2 protein-coding genes are annotated in these 2,044 nt (G+C 34.6%); one reads left to right on the top strand and one right to left on the bottom strand.

Going from position 1 to position 2,044, the window contains the following annotated elements:
* Nucleotides 1-589, bottom strand: a 589-nt coding sequence (locus ABY905_RS16860) for a hypothetical protein (RefSeq protein ID WP_372645998.1), incomplete at its 3' end; no start/stop codon positions are given.
* A gap of 294 nt (nucleotides 590-883) precedes the next feature.
* On the opposite strand from ABY905_RS16860, the gene ABY905_RS16855 reads away from it, so the two are divergent.
* Complete coding sequence (locus ABY905_RS16855; RefSeq protein WP_372645996.1) at nucleotides 884-1,966, top strand: 3-oxoacyl-ACP synthase III family protein; 1,083 nt, start codon at nucleotides 884-886, stop codon at nucleotides 1,964-1,966.
* The last annotated feature ends 78 nt before the right edge of the window (nucleotides 1,967-2,044 follow it).

The following is a 2,044-nucleotide window of genomic DNA, read 5'->3' as shown; positions in this document are numbered from 1 at the left end:
CAAACTCATCTTCATCAATATCATTTTCAACAGCCAGGCGTATCTTCTTATAGCCACATTTGGAAAAGAAAGAGTTGAGTCTTTCTTGTGCTTTATCGTAATTTTTGTCATCAGTAATTCCTTCAAAACCTACAGGAAAGCTTTTAAGAGCCACATAAGCACAGGTCGATTTAAAATAGATGTCTAAACTATTTAAGACATATTTACCATAACCTTTACCTCGATATTTCTCTTTAATTTCCAATCGACTGACAAGCAAAATATTCGTATTAAAACTATCGCCCACAAATTCTACAATCTTATCATTAATATTGGAATAGCTATCGTCTAATAGAGCTGTAGCCACCGCAAGAGATGATTCAGAATTATCAAAAGCTTCCATTAAAGTACAATAACCCGCCTCGAAATTCAAGTCATACATCTCTAAACAGATCGTACCAATCTGTACTTCATCTAAATCATAATTATCAAATTCATCATCTGATTTGATTAATATCTTACCTGAATAATTAATCATATTGGGATGAGATGCATAATCTACATCTAACAAATGCGAAAAACTGTATTCGATTCTAACATTTTCATTCATATATTCTATTCAATATTTTAATTGAAATGCAAAGGAAGTAAAAACCTTTAGAATATTATACCGCTTAACAGGTCATAAGTCCCAAGGCATGATCTTTACGCTTTCTAATTTTTTCATTCCCAGAAACATTCCTTAGGACTATTCTTCATAATTTATACTGGCAAAAAAAGTTAATTATTCAATATATTTCCTTAATATTATAGACTTAAGCTCGACTTAAAAAGCAGTGTGTGCCACACACACACTGCTCCTAGTAAAATAGCACACCATAAGCAATTTGAAAACCATTAGAATATGAGTAGCAAAATCTATAGTATCATTAGAGGAACAGGAAAATACATACCATCAAATAAGGTGAAAAATGAGGATTTCCTCACCACTGAATTCTATGACACCTATGGCAAAAAGAGTCCGAAATCGAATCAGGAAATAACCGAGAAGTTTGAAGATATAACCACCATTGCTGAGAGACGACATGTTACGAAAGATTTAGTGACATCTGATATTGCATTTTTTGCCGCAGAAGATGCCATAAAAAGCTCTCAAATAGATAAGGAAGAGTTGGATTATATTATCGTCGCTCACAACTTTGGTGATGTTAAACACGATAATAGAAGATCAGATCTTGTTCCCAGTTTGGCTGCACGTGTCAAGCATAAACTAGCAATTCAAAACCCAAACTGTGTTGCTTACGACTTACCATTCGGATGCCCGGGTTGGTTACAAGCTACTATTCAGGCTGATTATTACATTAAATCGGGCGATGCAAAACAGATATTAATTATAGGTGCTGATGTTTTATCTAGAATTTCTGATCCAAACGATAGAGACAGCATGCTTTATGCCGATGGTGCTGGTGCTGTAATTTTGGAAGGAAAAGAAAGTGAAACTCCTATAGGTATATTAGCCCATGCTACTAGATCGGATACCTTTCAATATTCTGAGATGTTGTATATGGATAAATCTTTCAATCCTGATAGCGAGCATAAAGATGCCTTATTCTTGAAAATGAATGGGCGTAAATTATACCAGTATGCACTAACAACAGTTCCTCAAGCTATACAAACCGCTCTAATTAAGAGTGAAACGCCTCTTAACGAGATTAAAAAGGTATTGATTCATCAAGCCAATGGAAAAATGGATGATGCCATATTAAAAAGACTATATGCGCTATATGATATAGATGAGTTACCTGAAGATATCATGCCTATGACCGTATCGTGGTTAGGGAATTCTTCGGTTGCAACCGTCCCTACTCTGCTTGATCTTATACTTAAGGGTGAACTGAAGCCTCACAAAATAAATCAAGGAGACAAGATTGTTTTTGCATCAGTAGGTGCAGGAATGAATATCAATGCGATGGTCTATAAGATGTAGATATTTCTATTTGAAAAAATAAAATGGCGGCTTATTTCCTTAATTGGTTATAAGCCGCCATTCTTTATTTATGAGTCT

It is taken from the genome of Ancylomarina sp., from assembly GCF_041555295.1.
In the GTDB taxonomy this organism is placed as follows: Bacteria; Bacteroidota; Bacteroidia; order Bacteroidales; family Marinifilaceae; genus Ancylomarina.
The sequence above is the reverse complement of the archived record's forward strand: the minus strand, read 5'-3'. Positions and strand labels throughout refer to the sequence as shown.